This is a genomic window from Paracoccus ravus (assembly GCF_004522175.1).
In the GTDB taxonomy this organism is placed as follows: Bacteria; Pseudomonadota; Alphaproteobacteria; order Rhodobacterales; family Rhodobacteraceae; genus Paracoccus; species Paracoccus ravus.
On record NZ_SDEB01000029.1, the window covers coordinates 13,269 to 31,843 of the forward strand.

The 18,575-nt window shown below is 64.4% G+C and carries 18 protein-coding genes and 1 tRNA gene; 4 read left to right on the forward strand and 15 right to left on the reverse strand.

Annotation, left to right across the window (positions count from 1 at the left end; genetic code table 11):
• Window positions 1-168 precede the first annotated feature (168 nt).
• Window positions 169-954, forward strand: a complete 786-nt coding sequence (locus ESZ60_RS17465; protein ID WP_134682005.1) for an SIMPL domain-containing protein — start codon at window positions 169-171, stop codon at window positions 952-954.
• 45 nt (window positions 955-999) lie between these two features.
• Here the strand turns inward: ESZ60_RS17465 and ESZ60_RS17470 are convergent, their stop codons facing one another.
• From ESZ60_RS17470 to ESZ60_RS17495, 6 genes are all read right to left on the reverse strand, one after another.
• Window positions 1,000-2,286 (reverse strand): O-acetylhomoserine aminocarboxypropyltransferase/cysteine synthase family protein, encoded by a 1,287-nt coding sequence (locus ESZ60_RS17470; protein ID WP_134682006.1) that lies wholly within the window; start codon window positions 2,284-2,286, stop codon window positions 1,000-1,002.
• A gap of 111 nt (window positions 2,287-2,397) precedes the next feature.
• Window positions 2,398-4,002, reverse strand: a complete 1,605-nt coding sequence (pgi, locus tag ESZ60_RS17475; RefSeq protein WP_134682007.1) for a glucose-6-phosphate isomerase — start codon at window positions 4,000-4,002, stop codon at window positions 2,398-2,400.
• Between the two features lie 6 nt (window positions 4,003-4,008).
• On the reverse strand, window positions 4,009-4,683 hold the full coding sequence (gene pgl, locus ESZ60_RS17480) for a 6-phosphogluconolactonase (RefSeq protein WP_134682008.1): 675 nt from the start codon (window positions 4,681-4,683) through the stop codon (window positions 4,009-4,011).
• The gene (gene zwf / locus ESZ60_RS17485; RefSeq protein WP_134682009.1) at window positions 4,680-6,131 is read right to left on the reverse strand and encodes a glucose-6-phosphate dehydrogenase; all 1,452 of its coding nucleotides are present in this window, start codon (window positions 6,129-6,131) and stop codon (window positions 4,680-4,682) included. Before zwf ends, pgl begins: the two co-directional genes overlap by 4 nt.
• Before the next feature lie 61 nt (window positions 6,132-6,192).
• A complete protein-coding gene (locus ESZ60_RS17490) occupies window positions 6,193-6,771 on the reverse strand; it encodes an RSP_2648 family PIN domain-containing protein (protein WP_134682010.1) in 579 nt (192 codons plus the stop codon).
• The gene (locus tag ESZ60_RS17495) at window positions 6,768-7,964 is read right to left on the reverse strand and encodes an RSP_2647 family RNA methyltransferase (RefSeq protein WP_134682011.1); all 1,197 of its coding nucleotides are present in this window, start codon (window positions 7,962-7,964) and stop codon (window positions 6,768-6,770) included. The genes ESZ60_RS17490 and ESZ60_RS17495 overlap by 4 nt, the downstream gene beginning before the upstream one ends.
• A 115-nt stretch (window positions 7,965-8,079) precedes the next feature.
• Here ESZ60_RS17495 and edd point away from each other — a divergent pair, with 115 nt between their 5' ends.
• A complete protein-coding gene (edd, locus tag ESZ60_RS17500; protein ID WP_134682012.1) occupies window positions 8,080-9,882 on the forward strand; it encodes a phosphogluconate dehydratase in 1,803 nt (600 codons plus the stop codon).
• 13 nt (window positions 9,883-9,895) lie between these two features.
• Here the strand turns inward: edd and ESZ60_RS17505 are convergent, their stop codons facing one another.
• From ESZ60_RS17505 to ESZ60_RS17535, 7 genes are all read right to left on the reverse strand, one after another.
• Window positions 9,896-10,399 carry a PAS domain-containing protein gene (locus ESZ60_RS17505; protein ID WP_134682013.1) on the reverse strand — a complete coding sequence of 168 codons (504 nt, stop codon included), beginning with the start codon at window positions 10,397-10,399 and terminating at the stop codon, window positions 9,896-9,898.
• A 54-nt stretch (window positions 10,400-10,453) separates the two neighbouring features.
• A complete protein-coding gene (locus tag ESZ60_RS17510) occupies window positions 10,454-10,933 on the reverse strand; it encodes an arsenate-mycothiol transferase ArsC (protein ID WP_134682014.1) in 480 nt (159 codons plus the stop codon).
• Between the two features lie 3 nt (window positions 10,934-10,936).
• Complete coding sequence (locus ESZ60_RS17515; protein ID WP_134682015.1) at window positions 10,937-11,419, reverse strand: UPF0262 family protein; 483 nt, start codon at window positions 11,417-11,419, stop codon at window positions 10,937-10,939.
• Entirely contained in the window at window positions 11,416-12,726 is a 1,311-nt protein-coding gene (gene hisD, locus ESZ60_RS17520; RefSeq protein WP_134682016.1) for a histidinol dehydrogenase, read from the reverse strand. The genes ESZ60_RS17515 and hisD overlap by 4 nt, the downstream gene beginning before the upstream one ends.
• Window positions 12,727-12,862: 136 nt before the next feature.
• Window positions 12,863-13,342, reverse strand: a complete 480-nt coding sequence (locus ESZ60_RS17525) for a DUF2948 family protein (protein WP_134682017.1) — start codon at window positions 13,340-13,342, stop codon at window positions 12,863-12,865.
• Window positions 13,335-14,618 carry a UDP-N-acetylglucosamine 1-carboxyvinyltransferase gene (murA, locus tag ESZ60_RS17530; protein WP_134682018.1) on the reverse strand — a complete coding sequence of 428 codons (1,284 nt, stop codon included), beginning with the start codon at window positions 14,616-14,618 and terminating at the stop codon, window positions 13,335-13,337. The genes ESZ60_RS17525 and murA overlap by 8 nt, the downstream gene beginning before the upstream one ends.
• The gene (locus ESZ60_RS17535) at window positions 14,619-14,810 is read right to left on the reverse strand and encodes a hypothetical protein (protein ID WP_134682019.1); all 192 of its coding nucleotides are present in this window, start codon (window positions 14,808-14,810) and stop codon (window positions 14,619-14,621) included. It abuts the gene before it with no gap.
• Between the two features lie 132 nt (window positions 14,811-14,942).
• On the opposite strand from ESZ60_RS17535, the gene ESZ60_RS17540 reads away from it, so the two are divergent.
• Window positions 14,943-15,017 (forward strand) — tRNA-Thr (locus ESZ60_RS17540).
• 194 nt (window positions 15,018-15,211) lie between these two features.
• The gene (locus tag ESZ60_RS17545) at window positions 15,212-16,861 is read left to right on the forward strand and encodes a site-specific integrase (protein WP_134682020.1); all 1,650 of its coding nucleotides are present in this window, start codon (window positions 15,212-15,214) and stop codon (window positions 16,859-16,861) included.
• On the opposite strand, the gene ESZ60_RS17550 is transcribed toward ESZ60_RS17545, so the two are convergent.
• On the reverse strand, window positions 16,843-17,793 hold the full coding sequence (locus tag ESZ60_RS17550; RefSeq protein ID WP_134682021.1) for a restriction endonuclease: 951 nt from the start codon (window positions 17,791-17,793) through the stop codon (window positions 16,843-16,845). The genes ESZ60_RS17545 and ESZ60_RS17550 overlap by 19 nt on opposite strands.
• Before the next feature lie 129 nt (window positions 17,794-17,922).
• Complete coding sequence (locus ESZ60_RS20875) at window positions 17,923-18,411, reverse strand: hypothetical protein (RefSeq protein ID WP_167620213.1); 489 nt, start codon at window positions 18,409-18,411, stop codon at window positions 17,923-17,925.
• Window positions 18,412-18,575: the final 164 nt, after the last annotated feature.

Below are 18,575 nucleotides of genomic sequence, written 5' to 3' on the forward strand. Positions count from 1 at the left end.
CGCGCGGGGGCACGTGTTCAAATCTTTCGAAAGAACTACCGCAGATCGCGACCCCTGAAAAGGTTAACACCGCATCGTGAGGGAGCCGATAGCGCCATTTCGGGTTATAGCAATTCTACCGAAACAAGAAGCCGCGGAACAAGCCGCGGCGCAGAGGAGACGATCCAAATGGCAAGACTACGCCCGATCCTGACGGCAGCCACCCTTGTCCTGCTGGCAGGCGGTCCCGCCATTGCCCAAAGCCCGGCACCCATGCCGCCGCATCCGCCCGAAGCGGGGATGCCCGATCATCATGGCATGCAAAGAGCCGCGCGCCTGACCGTCTCGGGCGAGGGACGGGCTTCGGCCCAGCCGGATCTGGCGCAGATCACCCTGGGGGTCAGCACCGAGGCAGCGACGGCAGCCGAGGCCATGACCGGCAATTCGACGAGCCAGCAGGCGGTGATGGATGCGCTCAAGGCAGCGGGGATCGAGGATCGCGACATCCAGACCTCGGGCCTGAACCTGTCGCCCCGGATGCAATATGAGAACGGCCAGCCGCCCAAGCTGACCGGCTATGTGGCGCAAAACACCGTCAATGTGCGCGTGCGCGACATCGCGGCCCTTGGCGGCGTGCTCGACAAGCTGGTCGCCACGGGCGCGAATGAGATCAGCGGCATCAGCTTTGCCCGCGAGGATATGGCCGAGGCGCAGGACAAGGCCCGGTCCGAGGCCGTGACCGATGCCCGCCGCCGCGCCGAAGTCATGGCCGAGGCGGCCGGGATGAAGCTCGGCCGGTTGCGCAGCCTGTCGGACAGCCCCGCGCAGGAGCCGCCGCGGCCGATGATGGCGATGCGCGCCGAGGCCAAGGCGGCCGATGGCGCAGTGCCGATCGCGGCGGGCGAACTTGAAGTCTCGGCCCAGGTCACGGCGGTCTTTGACCTCGTGCCGGGCGATGCGCCCGAACAGCCCTGAGGCGACAGGAAATTGGCGGCAGGACCCGTTCTGCCGCCGACATCTTTATGCCGTGGCGATGGCCAGCGCCTGATCCAGATCCGCGATCAGATCGGCGGCGTCCTCGATGCCGATGGACAGGCGCACGACATCCGGCCCCGCCCCCGCCGCGGTCTTTTGCTCATCGGTCAACTGGCTATGCGTGGTCGAGGCAGAATGGATCACGAGCGAGCGCGAATCGCCCAGATTGGCGACATGGCTGAACAACTTCAGCTCATCCACCAGCGTCACCGCCGCATCATACCCCCCCTTGATCGAGAAGGTGAAAAGCGCACCCGCGCCCTTGGGATAGACCCGCTGCGCCGTCGCATTCCAGGGCGATGAGGAAAGTCCCGCATAGGTGACCGAGGCGATGCGCGGGTCTTTCTCGAGCCATTCCGCGACTTTCTGGGCATTCGCCACATGCCTTTCCATGCGCAGGCCCAAGGTCTCGATCCCCAGAAGCGTGTAATGCGCGGCCTGCGGATTCATCGTCATGCCCAGATCGCGCAAGCCGATGGCGATGGAATGGAAGGTATAGGCGAGATTGCCGAAGGCCTCATGAAAGACCAGCCCGTGATAGGCGGGCTCGGGTTCCGAGAGGCTGGGGAACTTGCCCGAGGCCGACCAGTCGAAGCGGCCGCTATCGATCACCGCCCCGCCCGTCACCGTCCCGTTCCCGGTCATGTATTTGGTCAGGCTATGGACGACCAGCGTCGCGCCCATCTCGATCGGGCGGCAAAGCCATGGCGTGGCCAGCGTATTGTCCACGATCAGGGGCAGGCCGAGTTCGTCCGCGACCTTCGCCACCGCCGGGATATCGGTGACATAGCCGCCCGGATTGGAGATCGATTCGCAGAAGATCGCGCGAGTATCCTCATCGACCGCGGCGCGCAGCGCGTCGAGATCGTCCAGATCGACGAATTTCGCGCCCCAGCCGAAACGCTTGATGGTCTGGCTGAACTGCGTGATCGTGCCGCCGTAAAGCCTTGTCGAGGCGACGACATTCCGTCCCGGCCCCATCAGCGGGAAGAGCGCGAGGATCTGCGCCGCATGGCCCGACGCGCAGCAGATCGCGCCCGCCCCGCCCTCTAGCGCCGCAACGCGCGCCTGCAGCGCCGAGACGGTCGGATTGGTCAGTCGCGAATAGATATAGCCCAGTTCCTGCAACCCAAAGAGCCGCGCCGCATGGGCCGCGTCTTTGAACACATAGGCGGTGGTCTGATAGATCGGAACCTGCCGCGCGCCGGTCGCCGGATCTGGTGCGGTACCGGCATGGATCGCGGCAGTATCGAAGCCCCAGTTCTCGGACATGTCACTTCCTCCTCCTAAATCTGGGGCGAGACTAGGGGGAGGTGCGGCAATGTGGCAATGGGGAAGAAAATTCCCCGCCGCCGGGCATGTCGCCCCGGCGGGGGGAGCGTCTCAGGCGCGCATGTCGCGCAGCAGGGCGGCGAGATGCTCGGTCGAGGGGTCATGGCCGGGCGCGGCCTTGCCATCGAGCAGCGGCGCGACTTTCAGCGCCAGTTCCTTGCCGAGTTCCACGCCCCATTGGTCGAAGCTATTGATGCCGAGGATCGCGCCCTCGACAAAGACGCGATGCTCGTACAGCGCGACGATCTGGCCAAGGCTGAAGGGCGAAAGTTCACCGAAAAGCAGCGTCGTCGAGGGCCGGTTGCCGGGGAAGACGCGATGTCGGGCCTGACGTTCCAGTTCCGCACCCTCCAGCCCCTTGGCCTGCATCAAGGCGCGCGCCTCATCGAGCGAGCGGCCACGCATCAGCGCCTCGGATTGGGCGAGGCAGTTTGCGGCGAGCAGCAGGTGGTGGTGGGCAAGCTCGGGCTCATGCCCGTTTGCCGCCAGCATGAATTCGCAAGGGATGATCTGCGTGCCCTGATGGATCAACTGATAGAAAGCGTGCTGGCCATTGGTGCCGGGCTCGCCCCAGATCACCGGACCCGAGGCAATCGCCAGATCGCTGCCATCCATGGCGACGCGCTTGCCATTCGATTCCATCTCAAGCTGCTGCAGATAGGCAGGCAGCCGCGCGAGGCGGTTGTCATAGGGCAGCACGGCGCGGGTCGGATAGCCGCAGACCTGATTGTGCCAGATCCCGACCAACGCCAGAACCACGGGCAGGTTCGCGGCATTGGGGGCAGTCTGGAAATGCCGGTCCATGGCAAGGCCACCGGCGAGGAACTGGTCGAACGCCTCGGGACCGATGGCGATCATCAGCGACAGGCCGATCGGCCCCCACATGGAATAACGCCCGCCGACCCAATCCTCGAAGCCGAAGACGCGGGAAGCATCGATGCCCCAGGCACCGGTCTTTTCGGTCGCGGAACTCAGCGCCGCGAATTGCGCGGCAGGCTCGGTCACGGATTTCGCCATCCATGTCCGCGCCGTCTCGGCATTGGTCATGGTCTCGATGGTGGTGAAGGTCTTCGAGGCCACGATCACCAGCGTCGTCGCCGGATCGAGGCCCTTCAGCGTATCCGCGATATCCGCCCCGTCCACGTTCGAGACGAAATGCACCCGCGGCCCGTCATGCCAAGGGGCCAACGCCCGGACCGCCATGGCCGGGCCCAGGTCCGAGCCGCCGATGCCGATATTCACCACGTCGGTGATCTTGCCGCCCTGCCCCTTGAAGCCACCATCGCGCACGGCGCGGGCGAAATCGGACATCCGGGCATGGGTCTCGCGCACTGCGGGCATGACATCGACGCCATCGACGGTGACGCTGCCCGAAAGATTGCGCAAAGCGGTATGCAGGACGGCGCGATCCTCGGTCTCATTGATGCGCGCGCCCGAGAACATCGCATCCCGACGCGCCGCGACCGGCGCGGCGAGTTCCAGCAGCATCTCGAAGGCGGCCGCATCGATCATGGTCTTCGACCAGTCGAGCACCATTCCATCGGCCGAAGTCGAGAAGCCCTCGGCGCGGTTCGGATCGGCGGCAAAGAGGTCCGCGATGCGCAGATCTCCCTGCGCGTGACGGTAATCGCTCAGCCGGTTCCAGATGTCGGTCATGTCAAATCACTCTGCCCAATGGACACAAATATCGCCTAGAAAAGCCCGGATCGGCGCGTCCTTCGGATCAAGGCTCTGGGCGCGTTCCAGCGCCTCGCGCTTATCTGCGCCGGTAATCATCAGATGGGTATGGATCGCCTTTTGCAGCACCGGCGCGGTCAGGGTGATGCGCGGCTCATCCTTGACGCTGCGCACAGCCATGACCGCAGGCGCATCCGGGGCAAGGGCAAAGGCGGCTTCTGGCGTTCCCGGAAAGAGGCTCGCGGTATGCATGTCGGTGCCCATGCCCAGCAGCAGCACGGTGATCGGAAGCGCGCCGGAGATCGCCTCAGACAGCGCCTCGACGGCCTCTTCGGGTTCGGCATCCCCGGTGAAAAGATCGATATAGTGCGCAGCCTCGGCCTTGCCGGTCAGCAGGTGGCGGCGCAGCAGGCGGCTGTTCGAGCGGGCATGGTCGCCATTGACCCAGCGCTCGTCATTGAGGAACACCGTCACCTGCGACCAGTCGAGTTCCGAGCCCGAAAGCGTGTCGAAGACCGGGCCGGGGGTCGAACCGCCCGGCACGCAGAGGCTCGCGGTCCCGCCCATGCGCAATTGCTGCGAAAGCTGGCCCGCAATCTTGTCGGCCAGCGACAAAGCCAGCATCTCGCGGTCGGGATATTCGATGAATTCGAGGCTCACGACCTGATCTCCCTCCAGCGGCGATTGTCGCGATGCAGCAGGCGCAGGGCCTCCTCGGGACCGCTCGATCCGGCATCATAGGGCTCGGGACGTTTCGTGCCCCCCTCCCAATCGCCGATGATCGGATCGGTCCATGCCCAAGCCGCCTCGACCTCGTCGCCGCGCATGAACAGCGTCTGGTTGCCGCGGATCACGTCCATGATGAGCCGCTCATAGGCGTCGGGCATGTCGGTGCCATTGGCCCCGAGCGCATCGGCGAAGCTCATGTCGAGGGGAACCTGCACCAGACGCATCCCGCCCGGCCCCGGCTCCTTGATCATCACCGTCAGGTCCATGCCCTCGTTCGGCTGCAGCTTGATCACGAGCTGGTTCGAGCGCGGGCCGTCGGATTCGTCGAAGATCGAATGCGGCGGGGCCTTGAAGGTGACGACGATCTCGCTGGTGCGCGCCCGCAGCTTCTTGCCGGTGCGCAGATAGAAGGGCGTGCCCGACCAGCGCCAGTTGGCGATGCGGACCTTGAGCGCGACATAGCTTTCGGTGCGCGAATCCGGGTTGTCCACGTCCTTGAGGTAATCCGACCCGTCCACGCCGTCCCGATATTGCCCGCGCACGATATCGCCCGGCAGCAGCGGTTCGAGCGCGCGGATGACTTTCAGCTTTTCGTCGCGCACCGCATCGGGATCGAAGTGATAGGGCGGCTCCATCGCGATCAGGCAGAGAAGCTGCATCATGTGGTTCTGGACCATGTCCCGGATCGCGCCGGAATGGTCGTAATATTCGCCGCGCCCGCCGACGCCCACGGTCTCGGCCACGGTGATCTGGACGTGATCGACATATTGCGCGTTCCAGAGCGGCTCGAAGAGCATGTTGGCGAAACGCACCGCCATCAGGTTCTGGACGGTCTCCTTGCCCAGATAGTGATCGATCCGGTAAATCTGGTTTTCCGCGAAATGCTGCGCCAGCGTGGCGTTCAAGGCACGCGCGGTCGCAAGGTCGCGGCCAAAGGGCTTTTCCACCACAATGCGGCTATTGGCATCGGCGATGCCGTGATCGGCGAGGCGTTGGGCAATATCGCCAAACAAAGCCGGAGCGACCGAGAAATAGAAGGCATGGACGACGCCAGGCCGGATCAGCGCCTTGAGCCCGTCCCAGCCATCCGTCCCGCGCGCGTCGATCGCGACATAGCGCAGGTGGTTCAGGAAATCGTCAAGCTGGGAAAGATCGTCGCCCTTGCCCGCGAATTCGGTGATCGCGGCCTTGGCCTCAAGGCGGAAGGCGGCGTCATCCTGCTTGGTGCGCGCGGCCCCGATGATCTGCGCCGAGGGCGGCACCTGCCCGGCCACGTAGCGCCGATACAGCCCCGGCAGGATCTTGCGATGCGCAAGGTCTCCGGTCGCCCCGAAGATCACTAGGTCGAACTCATCCACCGGAATGATGCGCGAAACCATCAGGCCCTCCCCGTCTTTCGGTTTCGGCTTACTGTCTGTTAGCGTTAACATCAACCCCGTCTCACCTGTCCGCAGACTTGTGCCCATAATGCTGCATTGCAACATCCGAGCCTGCCAGTCGTTCCATCGCCTTGGCAAGACGTGGCAGCCTTGCGCGGCGCATCAACTCCTTGCGAGACATCGCCCCGCCAGCATTTCGGGCACGCGTCTCGGTGGCGCGAACCGCATCCGCGACCGGATCGGGGTGATTCAGGTAGAACTCGCGCAGGAATTCATCGGGATGGATCGCCTGAAGGCCAAGGGCCGCAAGCGGAGCGCGCGGAAAGTCGCGCAGGTTCGCGGTGACAATGGTTTTCGCCCCCGAGGCCAGCGCCGCCTCGATCACATGGCGGTCGGCATCATCGGGCAGATCCAGCCCTTCGGCCCCGCCCGAGGGCGAGACCGAGGCTTTCGGAAAACGATCCTGCAGCAGCGCGATCTCGACGCCGGCGGACAGGCCCTGCCGCCCGGCGGCGATGCGCCATTCGTCGAGGATGCGCTGCGACCAGACCGGCTGGAACAGCCCCGCCCCCGCGACATCGGCGAGGATCTCCCTCAGCACGGTCGGGAAAAGGACGCAGGCGTCCAGGACCGCCTTCATCCGTCGAGCCGGAAGAACAGCGCCTTGAGATAGCCGGTCTCGGCCAGTTGCGGCAGCGTCGGATGGTCCGGCCCGGCCTGGCCGCTATGCAGAAGCTGCATCCGGCGGCCACCGCGGCCGATGCCGCGCGCGCTGGCATTGCGGAAAGCGGTCAGATCGGCGGCATGGCTGCACGAGCAAAGCCCCAGATAGCCGCCCGGCGCGACCAAAGGCGCTGCCATTTTGGCCACCCGCTCATAGGCGCGCAGACCTTTTTCCAGCGCCTGCTTCGAGGGCGCGAAGGCGGGCGGATCGCAGATCACCACGTCGAATTGTGCGCCCTCTTCCAGCAGAGCCTCCATCTGGTCGAAAGCATCGCCCTGACGGGTGGTCAGCCGGTCCTCGGCCCCCATCGCCTTTGCTCCGCCACGCGCCAGTTCCAGCGCCGCAGCCGAGCCATCGACGCAAGTGGCCGAGACCGCGCCCGCAGCCAGCGCCGCAAGGCCGAAGCCGCCGACATGCGAGAACACGTCCAGCACCCGCGCGCCCTTGGCGAGGCGCTGACCGAAGGCGTGGTTCGGGCGCTGGTCATAGAAGAGGCCGGTTTTCTGCCCCTGAGTCAGATCGGCGAGATAGGTCGCCCCGTTCATCGGCACTTCGATCGGGCCATCGACCGCGCCGGACAGGACTTCCATCCGCTCGGTCAGGCCCTCGAGGCCGCGCACGCGCCCCTGGCCGTTCAGGATCACCGTCGAGACGCCTGTGACATCGCGCAGGGCAGCGGCCAGGTCCTCGATCATGCGCTCGGCCCAGGCGGCGTTCGGCTGGATCACGGCGGCATCGCCGAAACGGTCGATGATCACGCCGGGAAGGCCGTCAGCCTCGGCATGGATCAGCCGGTAGAAGGGCTGGTCGAACAGGCGCGAGCGCATCTCAAGCGCGCGCTTCAGGCGCAGGGCGATCCAGTCGCGGGTGATATGAACCTCGGGATCGGGGTCCATCATCCGGGCGATGATCTTGGAATTCGGATTGACCGTGACCAGACCCATCGGGCGGCGCTCGGCATCTTCGAGAATGGCGAAGCTGCCCGGCGCGATGGCGCGGGTTCGGCGGTCGGTGACAAGCTCGTCCTCGAAGACCCAGGGGAAACCGTGACGGATTGCCTGGGGCTTGGATTTGGGACGCAGGCGGATGATGGGCAGATCAGCGGTCATTGCGGGCCTCGTGTGAATTGCGCAGGATTGCCACTTTGGCGCGTTTTGGGCAAGAGCGGGCCAGTTGAACCGTTAACGCTAACGATCTATATCTCCGATCAGGAGGACGCCAGCCATGACCCTGCACGCCACCCTTGAGCGCGTAACCGACCGCATCCGTGAACGCTCGGTGGAAAGCCGCGCCGCCTATCTGGCCAAGATCGCCCGCGCCGCCGAGGACGGCCCGCGCCGCGCGCATCTGTCCTGCGGCAACCAGGCCCATGCCTATGCGGCCATGCCCGACAAGCAGGACTTCGCCGAGACCCGCAAGCCGAATATCGGAATCGTCACCGCTTACAATGACATGCTCTCGGCGCATCAGCCTTACGAACGTTATCCCGAGCTGATCCGCCGCGCCGCCCATGCCGCAGGCGCCACCGCGCAGGTCGCGGGCGGCGTGCCCGCCATGTGCGATGGCGTGACGCAGGGCCGCGCCGGGATGGAGCTTTCGCTGTTCTCCCGCGACGTGATTGCCTTGGCCACGGGAGTCGCGCTGTCCCATGACACGTTCGACGCGGCGCTCTATCTCGGCGTCTGCGACAAGATCGTGCCCGGCCTCATCATCGCCGCCGCGACTTTTGGCCACATCCCTGCGGTTTTCGTCCCGGCAGGACCGATGCCCTCGGGCCTGCCCAACGACGAGAAATCCCGCGTCCGCCAGCAATTCGCCACCGGCGAGGTCGGGCGCGAGGCGCTGATGGCCGCCGAGATGGCGAGCTATCACAGCCCCGGCACCTGCACCTTCTACGGCACGGCGAATTCGAACCAGATGCTGATGGAATTCATGGGCCTGCATCTACCGGGATCGAGTTTCGTCAATCCTAACACCCCCCTGCGCGAAGCGCTGACGCAAGCTGCAGTCACGCGCGCGGCGGGGATCACGCGGCTGGGCAACGATTACCTGCCCGCCGGAGAGGTTCTGGACGAGCGGGCCTTCGTCAACGGGATCGTCGGGCTGATGGCGACGGGGGGCTCGACCAACCTGATCCTGCACCTGCCCGCCATGGCGCGCGCCGCAGGGGTATTGCTGGATTTGCAGGATTTCCATGATCTGTCGGAAAACGTGCCGCTGATGGCGCGGGTCTATCCGAACGGCCTGGCCGATGTGAACCATTTCCACGCAGCAGGGGGCCTAGGCTTCATGATCGGGCGGCTTCTCGATGCCGGGCTGCTCCATGCCGATGTCAAGACAATCGCGGGCGGCGGCCTCGATCTTTACGCACAAGAGCCGCAATTGCGCGCGGGCCAGATCCATTGGGTCGAGGGCGCAAGCACCTCGCTCAATGACAAGATCCTGCGCCCGGCCAGCGATCCCTTTGCTCCGACCGGCGGGCTGAAGCAGCTGTCGGGCAATCTGGGCCGGGGCGTGATCAAGGTCTCGGCAGTCGCCCCCGAGCGTCATGTGATCGAGGCCCCTGCCCGGGTCTTTTCCGATCAGGATGAGGTCAAGGCCGCCTTCAAGCGCGGCGAATTCACCGAGGACACGATCGTTGTGGTCCGTTTCCAAGGCCCCCGCGCGAATGGGATGCCTGAACTGCATTCGCTGACCCCGACGCTGGCCGTTCTGCAGGATCGCGGACTGCGGGTCGCACTGGTCACGGATGGACGCATGTCCGGTGCCTCGGGCAAGGTGCCTGCGGCCATCCATGTGTCGCCCGAGGCGGCAGATGGCGGGGCGCTGGCCCTGCTGCGCGACGGCGACAGGCTGCGTCTTGATGCCGTCGCAGGCACGCTCGAATGCCTCGAACCCGACCTGACGAGTCGCGCGCCGGCATCTTTCGATCCGCGCCCCTCGGCCGAGGGCATGGGGCGCGAATTATTCGCCGCCTTCCGCGCCCATGTCGGCCCGGCGACCCAAGGTGCTGCGGTGGTGGTCTAAATGCCCCCGCGCATCAATGCGTGACCAGCCGCAGATGGCATGCACCTCGGCCCGAGGTCGCGGTCACATCTGCCCGGACAGGGGAAGGAACGGGAACGCGGCGTCCCGGGTTCTGGACATGCGCCAATTCGACGATCCCGCCGCTGTCCTCCGGCTTGGCCAGCACCATGCGCAGCCGGGCCTGGCCGGTGCCGTCATCCAGCGGGATAACCCGCGCATCGACCCGAAACCGGCGTCCGGATTTCGTGACATGGGCGAGTTCGGGCAGATGCGCCGCGCCACATGGCGGCAGGTCCAGCAAGTCGCCCAGCCGTCCCGCACAACGCTCGGCATGATCGAGAAGCAGCCAGACCGGTCGGCCGATGAGGTCCTGCCGCTCGAAGCCGGTCAGGCGCAGATAGGACCGGTTGATCGCGACAATGCACCCCACCTGATCCAGAACGAGTATCGCGCGATGGGTCCGCAGCACCTGCAGGGCGGCGTCAAAGCCCTCATGAAACGAGATGATGTCCGACATGCTAGAACTCCCTCCGGCTGGGACAGGACATAAGCCAGAGAGCCTAAGATTTGGTTAGCGCTGCATCGACATCATCGCCGGCTCGGTCGGCGGGCCGAACCGGTCAAGCAGCCGGTCGCGGATCTGGTCGCGAATCTGACGATAAAGCGCCAGCCGCGCCTCGCGCCCCTCCGCCAGCCCGGTCGGATCCATGATCGGCCAGTACTCGACCTCGAGATGCGCGATCCGGGTCAGTTCCAGCGCCTGCCGCTGGCTCGCGGGGGACAGCGCCACGACCAGATCGAAACTGCCCAGATCGTCGCCCCATTCGCGCATTTCATCGAAGGAACGCGAGCGGTGCTTGGAGATCTCGACGCCGATCTCCTTGCAGACGGCGATGGCGAAACCGTCCACTTCCATATCGTTCTTGACGCCTGCCGACTGTACATAGGCGGCGCGGCCGTAAAAGGCCTTCATCATTCCCTCGGCCATCGGAGACCGGATGGCGTTGTGATCGCAGCAGAACAGCACCGAATGGGGGATCGGCCCGGCCAAGTGTCACTCCGGAATGAGGGCGCAAATCAGGGTGAAGAGCCTGCGCGAGGTGTCGATATCAATCACGGCCTTGCCTTGCAGCCGCTCTTGAAGTGTGCGCGCGCCTTCATTGTGGATGCCCCGGCGGGCCATGTCGATGGCCTCGATCTGAGCGGGCGGCAGGCGCTTGACCGCGTCGAAATAGCTTGCGCAGATCTGGAAGTAATCCTTGACGGTCTGACGAAACGGGCCGAGCGCCAGATGGAACTCGGCCACGCGCTCGCCCGCTTCGGTCGCGATGTCAAAGACCAGTCGGCGGTCGCGCACCGCCAGAACCAGCGCATAGGGGCCAAGCGGCGGGGCGATGCCGTCTCGTCCCGGCAGGGTGAAGCTGTTGTCCTCGAGCAGGTCAAAGACCGCCACGCGGCGGTCCTGCTCCATTTCCGGCGACGGCGGCGGCTGGGCGCTGTCATCGATCTCGATGCGGCAGATCCGGCCCGTCGTCATTGCCCGGCCAGGTTCAACATGCGCAGGCGCGCCGCCACCGATTCACCATGCGCCGACAGCCCTTCCGAGGCCGCGAGCCGTACCGCCGAGGGGCCGATCGCACCCAGAGCCTCGGGCGAGAGCCGGGCGATCGTCGTGCGCTTCAGGAAATCCGCGACCGACAGGCCCGACGAGAATCGCGCCGAACGCGCCGTCGGCAAGACATGGTTCGGGCCGCTGACATAGTCGCCGACCGCCTCGGGGGTCCAGCCGCCAAGGAAGATTGCCCCGGCATGGCGGGTCCTTTGGGCCAGCGCCTCGGGATCGTCGACGCAAAGCTCCAGATGCTCGGGCGCGATGCGGTCCGAGAGCGCCGCTGCTTCATCGAGATCTCGCGTCACGATCACCGTGCCGTAATCGCGCCAGCTCGCCCCGGCCACGGCGGCGCGCGGCAGCGTGGGCAGCAGGCGCTCGACCTCGGCCACCACCGCCGCGGCCAGCGCGGCATCGGGGGTGATCAGGATCGACTGGGCGTCGGCATCATGCTCGGCCTGCGCGAGCAGGTCCAGCGCCAGCCATTCCGGGTTCTGCGCACCATCGGCGATGATCAACACCTCGGAGGGGCCAGCGATCATGTCGATCCCGACGCGGCCAAAGACATGGCGCTTGGCCGCCGCGACATAGGCATTGCCCGGTCCGGTGATCTTGTCGACCGGGCGGATGGTTTCGGTGCCGTAAGCCATGGCCGCGATCGCCTGCGCGCCGCCGATGCGATAGATTTCATCGACCCCGGCCAGTTCGGCGGCCAGCAGGACCAGCGGATTGACCACGCCATCCGGCGTCGGCACGCAGATGACCAGACGCTCGACCCCGGCGACGCGCGCCGGAATGGCATTCATCAGCACCGAGGAGGGATAGCTCGCCTGCCCCCCCGGCACGTAGAGCCCCGCCGCCGAGACCGGCGTCCAGCGCCAGCCGAGCGTCGCGCCCTCGGGATCGGTCCATTGCATGTCTTCGGGCATCTGGCGGGCGTGATAGGCGCGGATGCGCTCCGCCGCCATGGTCAGCGCCGCGCGATCCTCGGGCGAGACTTTTTCCACCTCGGCGGCGATCTCGGCCTTGGAGAAGGCCAGCGTCTCAGGGGTCAGCGCCAGCCGGTCGAAGCGCCCGGTCAGGTCGCAAAGCGCCTCGTTCCCGCGTTCGCGGACATCGGCGATGATGGCCATGACCGCGTCATTCACATCCACCGCATCCTCGCGCTTCATCGACAGGACTTCGGTGAAACGCTGCTCGAAATCGGGTTGGGACGTCGTCAGATGGATCGGCATGGCCACGCTCGCGGATAATGGGACCTTGTTAGAGCCTGCCCGGAAGCGGCTCAAGCCGTCTTCGCGGACAGGTTCGGGTCCGGGATTGTCGTCACTTGGCCCGCGCAGATTTCAGGCAGATGCACGGGCCCGCCGGTCAATCGGCGGGATGTTCGGGCTGGCGGCGCGAGGGGGCGATATAGGGCCGCGTCACGTCGCGCAATTCGACATTCAGGCATTCGGCCTCGACTGCAAGGGTCCCGTCGCCCGCGAATTCCAGCAGCAGGCGGCCCGCGCCATCCTCGCCCGGCACCCATTTCAGCGCCAGAAGTTCAAGGATCAGATCCAGATCGGCCCGGTCGATGCCGTCGCTCTGGACGCGCCGCACATCCGAGATCAGCAGCACCGCCCGCACCCGCTCATAAGGGCGCTCGGCAGCGCGTGCGCCTTCGGCATCCTCCCAACGGAAGCGGTTGATGAGCAGCGCCAATTGGCGGTGGCGCATGTCATAGGAAATCTCGGTGACGGGCAGGATGGAATCCTGCACCAAGGCCGAGATTACCGTCAGATCATCCATATCCGCGGCGGCCAGCGCCAGTGGTGCCGGATCGGCATCCGTGAAACGTGCATCACTCATCGATCTGAGGCCCCTTGATTCGCTCGATATCCGCGCCGACGCCGCGCAGCTTGCGCACGACTTTCTCATAGCCGCGATCAAGGTGATAGACGCGGCTGACGATGGTCTCGCCCTCGGCCGCGAGGCCGGCAAGGATCAGGCTGACCGAGGCACGCAGATCGGTCGCCATGACCGGCGCGCCGCGCAGTTTCTTGACGCCATGGACGGTGGCATGACCGCCATGGACCTCGATCCGCGCGCCCATCCGGATCAGTTCCGGGGCATGCATGAAGCGGTTCTCGAAGATTTTCTCTTCCAGCACCGAGCTGCCTTCGGCGGTGCAGAGCAAGGCCATCATCTGGGCCTGAAGATCGGTCGGGAAGCCGGGGAAGGGCTCGGTCACGACATTGACCGCCTGCACCGGGCCGTTCTTGCGCGAAACCTTCAGGCCGCGATCCGTCTCGGTGACCGACACCCCGGCCTCGTCGAGCTTCTCGCAGAAGGCCGCGACCAGATCGATCCGCCCGCCAAGGCACTCGACCTCGCCGCCGCAGATCGCCGGGGCGAGCATATAGGTGCCAAGCTCGATCCGGTCGGTCACGACGGGATGGGTCGCGCCGTGCAGCGCCTGCACGCCCTCGATGGTGATGGTCGAAGTGCCCTCGCCCTCGATATGCGCGCCCATGCGGCGCAGGCATTGCGCGAGGTCGACGATTTCCGGCTCGCGCGCCGCGTTCTTGATCACGGTCGTGCCGCGCGCCAGCGTCGCCGCCATCAGCGCGTTTTCCGTCGCGCCGACCGAGACGATCGGGAAATCGACGACTGCGCCCTTGAGGCCGCCCGCCGGGGCCTTGGCATGGACATAGCCGTCGCGCAGGTCGAGATCCGCGCCCATGGCTTCGAGCGCGCGCAGATGCAGGTCCACCGGCCGCGCGCCGATGGCGCAGCCGCCCGGCAGCGAGACGATGGCATGGCCGTCGCGCGCCAGCATCGGCCCGAGCACGAGGATCGAGGCCCGCATCTTGCGTACGATGTCGTAATCGGCGGTGTGGTTGTTCAGGTCATGGCTGGAGAGCGCCAGCACCTGGCCCTCCTGCAGGCTCGCGACCTCGGCACCGAGCGAGCGCAAGAGCTCGGTCATCGTGCGGATGTCCGACAGGCGCGGCGCATTGGTCAGGGTCAGCGGCTGGTCGGTCAGCAGCGTCGCCGGCATGAGCGTGAGGCACGCATTCTTGGCCCCGGCGATCGGGATCTCGCCCTTGAGCGGCCCGTTGCCCCTTACGATGATCTGATCCATCTATTCCTCATTCTCGGGCGCGTGGCCTTCCGGCCCACTGGCTTGCCCACGCTGCTCGTGTTCGGGAGAATCCTCTTGCGCGGCGCGCGCCCGGCCCTGCGCCTTGCGGCGCGCCAGATTGGCCCGCAACGCGGCTTTCAGTCTGGCCTCGCGGCCATTGGCGGCATCCGGTTTGCTGGGTCCCTTGGTCATGGGCTTCTGTTAACGCCTGCGCGCGCTTGCGTCCAGCAGGGCGCTGTCACGGGCATGACGAGGAAATGTTATTTTTTCGCAATTCCCCTCTTGCACCCCCCGCACAGCCGGTCTAAACGCCCCTCCAACGGCGCTGCGGTAGCTCAGTGGTAGAGCACTCCCTTGGTAAGGGAGAGGTCGAGAGTTCAATCCTCTCTCGCAGCACCAGATCATCCCATTGATGTAAAATAGTTCCTTGATTTACTGGATGATGTGCCATTCATGGTGCCGGACACTGTGCCAGAATGGGGTGAACTGATGACGGGTCAGGTTCGGAATCTGAAGGTCAAGAACGGTCGATTCTACGCCAGGCTGGCGGTGCCTCTCGCTTTTCAGGGCTTGGTCGGAAAAACGAGCTGACAATGTCCCTCGGAGGTGATCGCCGTGCCGCGATGAAGGCTCTGCCGCAGGCGGTCGCGACTTTGCAGCAACGAATTGCAGCGTTCGGGCGCGAAGAGACAGGCGCCCGGCTCGGTGACATGCGCAGTCCGCTGACTACGCACGACTTTGGCCGTGCGGTCTGGAGCAGATATAGTGCCGTTCTGGCTGAGGACGATGAAAAACGCGCTCGGCAACCTTCCAAGTCTGCGATCGAAGATGAGGTGCGGACCCGAGCAAACGCTATTCTCGACGATCCGCGATTCACGGCGGAGGGAGTGGATTTGTCCAATCCCCTTGCCAGATTGGATGCAACGCTAGAAGCGCTCGCCGTGCGCGAAGCCCAACGCTTTGATCACGAAGCGCGCGAAATCAAGCTGAAGGCACTTCGTCAAATGCTCGTTGATGGCGAAACGGCTTTAGTTGAGCATGAGATTGATGATTTCCTCACGCGTAACGCGCTGACTGCGGCACGAGGCTCGTCGGAGCGAACCATTCTTGGCAAGAACTTGATGCGCGCCGAGATTGAGGCAATCGAGCGGTCTCTGGAGCGCGACCAAGGGCTCTATGGTGGTCAGCCCTCAGACCCGCTTGTGAAGCAGCCCGCGGACCTGCCAACTGGTGCCACGGTCGCACCCCTACCCATCAAAGAGCTGTTTAAGGACTACATCGCTGCGCGTCAGGCTGTCGGGAAGCACAAAGACGGTGCTGTTGCTTGGGAGACAGCGATCCTGCATCTTGTAAAGTTCGTCGGTCACGCGGATGCACGCAGGATCACCAAACGGAATCTCCTCGACTGGCGCGACAAGCTGGCGGTCGAGGGAAAATCGCCGAAGACCATAGCTGACAAGTATCTCGCCAGCGTTCGTGCAATATTCCGATGGGCTTTCGAAAACGACCGACTGTCAACAAACGAGGCCGAGACCGTTCGTCAGCCGATCGGGAAAAAACAGCATAGCCGTGAGCGCGGCTACACGACGACTGAGGCGACAGCGGTTCTGGTCGCCTCATTGCAATATCGACCGGCAAAAAGCGCCAATCCGAGCAACCGTGAGAGCGCGCACATTTCGGCCGCGAAACAATGGCTGCCCCTCCTCTGTGCGTTTACCGGCGCGCGAGTGACCGAGATGGCACAGCTTCGAACCGAGGACATAAGGGAAGAGCAGTGTCGCTGGGTGCTACGCGTCTCGCCCGATGCCGGCAGCGTCAAGGCGGGCGGATACCGCGATGTCCCTATCCACCGACAAGTCGTCGAACTCGGATTCATCGACTTTGCAAGATCCGCCAAGAACGGTCCGTTGTTTCATGCGGGCAAGACATCTTCGGGCTACCTGAAGGCAGCGCGAGCTACAGCCGGTCGCGTCTCGCAATGGCTTCAGAATAGCGACCTGGTTCCGGAAGGGGTGCAACCTTCTCACGGCTGGCGACACCGCTTCAAGACGCAGGCTCGTGAGCTTGGGCAGTCGGATCGCATAGCGGACGCCATACAAGGGCACGCGGGTCGCTCTGCATCCGATGACTATGGTGACGTGAGCATTGTTGCGAAGGCCCGCCTCATTGACGCCCTACCAGGCTATCAAATCCACCACGCTGCCGGCGTTTCTGACCGGAAAGATCAGCTTTCGGCGAAGTAATCCTCGTCAACAGAGTGGATCGTGTAGCTGCTTCGTGCGCGAACGCCGACACCATACTGGATCATCAGCGCCGCCAACTTCTGTCCGTTAATCAGCCGGATTCGGTGCTGGACCCGATCCACATAGGTCGAGGCATCTCGCGAGAAATCCGACGTCGTGACGAACACGCCCTTGCTCGCTCCTTCACCCGTCAGCGAGCCAACAAAGCGCTGTAGATCGGGTCGGCCAACCTTGTAGCTCGGATCATAGCGCTTGGCTTGGATATAGACGGCGTCGAGGCCGAGCGCGTCCTCGTCGATTACACCGTCGATCCCGCCGTCCCCGGTTGCGCGCGTCATGCGACCGTTGTCGAGATCGCCCCCGCCATAGCCCATAGCGGCCAGCAGATCGAGGATAAGGCGTTCGAACCGGATCGGGTCCATCGCTTGGAGGAGCGCGAGCAGATCGTCTCGCAGGGCCGCGTTGATGAGCTTGTGCGCCGACGCCATGGCATCCTCGGGGGTCTCCCTTTCCAAGGGAAGCGCGCTTGTGATGGCCTGGATATCGCGCTGTGGAGCAATTTGCCCACCTGAGGGTGGAGCTTCTCCAGATGCTCGAACCCGCCAATCGCGGAAGCCGTCGAAGCTATCGAGAAACTTGTTGTCGATCCGGTCGGGTGCGGACGCTAGAACCTCGCGCCCTTTTTGCGTGAGCACATGCTGGTTGCGTCTAGGGCTCTCTAGCAGCCCCGCCTTCGACAGGTATGTTCGCGCCCAGTGCGCTCGGCTCTGCAGCACGGTAACACGACCGCTTGGGAGCAGTTCGACTGCCTCCTCATCGGTAACCTCGAATTCGGCCTTCAGGCATGGCACGCATTCTGCGACGTTTCGCGCGCCCTCTCCGAATAGGCGAAGGACCGGCAGCATCAACGTCTCGTAATCAGGTATCGGCATGTTATCTCTCAGGGAATGAACGGCGGCGATGCTTCCGCCTCAGCAGTTGTTGACCGCGGAAGTCGCGCCGTCGAACAACGTCGGCAGTTAAATCTGGCAGACCCCTCTGCGCGGCTACTGCCCGTCGCGCTAGCTTGTCTTTGCTTTGATAAATGAGCGAATCTTCTGTCCGAGTTCATCTGCTCTCTCGTAAGAGAATCCTCGCGAGAAATGTCGCTCGGTCCACACTTCGCCGGTGTGGTCGATGCTTCGCAGTGCTCCTTGAGCATCGTCGCCATGCGCCACTATCAATCTCGGCTGGATCGTGCGCAGAAGAAACTGAAATGGCCTCAGATTGTCATCATGTGACGAAGCGACATCATCAGACGCCGTGGAAAAGATGTTCGTTTCTAGGACCGGCAACCCTGAAGCATCTACAACGCGCTGGATCATCCGCCTGGTAGCACTGACCGTCTGTCGACGCGTTCTTCCTGGCTTTAGGGGCCGAGAGGCCCGATGACGTTCGTAGGCAAGCTGCCACGCCTTCTTGTCATAGCCCCGGTCCGTCCAGAACGACCAGAAGTCGGCGCCAATATCGGTGGCAGGATTATAGCCTACCAGAAAGACCTCACACTCCAACGGAGAGCCTGAGCATACAAACGGCCTCGCACGGCTTGGCCGACCAATTATCTCGGCGAGGTCCGACTCAAACTGTCTTAAATTCATCGCTTGTTCTCCGCGAGTTTCTCAATCCCCTTCTCGATGATAGCTTCTATTAGCACCCTCCGAACAAGCAGAAACTC

Coding starts and splice junctions, on each gene's coding strand:
- ESZ60_RS17465 (WP_134682005.1), top strand. CDS start 169: ATGGCAAGACTACGCCCGATCCTGACGGCAGCCACCCTTGTCCTGCTG.
- ESZ60_RS17470 (WP_134682006.1), bottom strand. CDS start 2,286: ATGTCCGAGAACTGGGGCTTCGATACTGCCGCGATCCATGCCGGTACC.
- pgi (WP_134682007.1), bottom strand. CDS start 4,002: ATGACCGACATCTGGAACCGGCTGAGCGATTACCGTCACGCGCAGGGA.
- zwf (WP_134682009.1), bottom strand. CDS start 6,131: ATGGTTTCGCGCATCATTCCGGTGGATGAGTTCGACCTAGTGATCTTC.
- ESZ60_RS17490 (WP_134682010.1), bottom strand. CDS start 6,771: ATGAAGGCGGTCCTGGACGCCTGCGTCCTTTTCCCGACCGTGCTGAGG.
- ESZ60_RS17495 (WP_134682011.1), bottom strand. CDS start 7,964: ATGACCGCTGATCTGCCCATCATCCGCCTGCGTCCCAAATCCAAGCCC.
- edd (WP_134682012.1), top strand. CDS start 8,080: ATGACCCTGCACGCCACCCTTGAGCGCGTAACCGACCGCATCCGTGAA.
- ESZ60_RS17505 (WP_134682013.1), bottom strand. CDS start 10,399: ATGTCGGACATCATCTCGTTTCATGAGGGCTTTGACGCCGCCCTGCAG.
- ESZ60_RS17515 (WP_134682015.1), bottom strand. CDS start 11,419: ATGACGACGGGCCGGATCTGCCGCATCGAGATCGATGACAGCGCCCAG.
- hisD (WP_134682016.1), bottom strand. CDS start 12,726: ATGCCGATCCATCTGACGACGTCCCAACCCGATTTCGAGCAGCGTTTC.
- ESZ60_RS17525 (WP_134682017.1), bottom strand. CDS start 13,342: ATGAGTGATGCACGTTTCACGGATGCCGATCCGGCACCACTGGCGCTG.
- murA (WP_134682018.1), bottom strand. CDS start 14,618: ATGGATCAGATCATCGTAAGGGGCAACGGGCCGCTCAAGGGCGAGATC.
- ESZ60_RS17535 (WP_134682019.1), bottom strand. CDS start 14,810: ATGACCAAGGGACCCAGCAAACCGGATGCCGCCAATGGCCGCGAGGCC.
- ESZ60_RS17545 (WP_134682020.1), top strand. CDS start 15,212: ATGTCCCTCGGAGGTGATCGCCGTGCCGCGATGAAGGCTCTGCCGCAG.
- ESZ60_RS17550 (WP_134682021.1), bottom strand. CDS start 17,793: ATGCCGATACCTGATTACGAGACGTTGATGCTGCCGGTCCTTCGCCTA.